The organism is Mesorhizobium sp. M0676 (genome assembly GCF_040320535.1).
GTDB lineage: Bacteria > Pseudomonadota > Alphaproteobacteria > Rhizobiales > Rhizobiaceae > Mesorhizobium.
The window spans coordinates 1-551 of record NZ_JAMYPU010000093.1; the positions used below are offsets into that span (position 1 = coordinate 1).

A 551-nucleotide genomic window follows, 5' to 3' on the forward strand; every position below is an offset into this window, starting at 1 on the left:
GCAAGGCAAGGTGTGCTGCGAGTGGAAAAGGAAGTCAAAGCGCATCCCGACAATGCCACCGCGCTATGTTACGGTGCCGCAATGCTGGCAGAAATTGGCGAGATTGAACGCGCGCTGTCGTGGGCCTCTCGTGGGGAAATGTTCGCCGGAGACAACATTCCGGTTCAGTACAACTTAGGCTGTTTTTATGCGAAGCTGGGCAAGACGGAGCAGGCTATCGATTGCCTTGAACGTCAGCTAACTGCATCACATGCTTACCTCGTTTTGCGCGTGCCTTGGATGCGTCAAGATAGCGACCTCGACTCGCTCCGCGCTCATCCCCGTTATATCGCGCTTGTCAATCGGATGGTGGCCCAAATAACCGCGACTGGGGCTCGAATATCAGCAGGCCACGAGGGAGTGAAGCATTGACCCTGAATATGATGCCCAGAAAATGAGTTGGTTGAGGGCAGGTCCGTTCCAGGCGCAACTACGCCCTCAAGCGCGGTCGCCGGTAATGTCCGCTGTCAGGTGGTGGCACAAGTCAACTTTAACGGCCGACATGGGGCGCA

At 56.3% G+C, this 551-nt stretch carries 1 protein-coding gene; it reads left to right on the plus strand.

Annotated elements, in window-relative coordinates; genetic code table 11:
* A partial coding sequence (locus tag NKI35_RS31315; protein ID WP_502897204.1) for a TPR end-of-group domain-containing protein occupies positions 1–411 on the plus strand: 411 nt, incomplete at its 5' end.
* Positions 412–551: the final 140 nt, after the last annotated feature.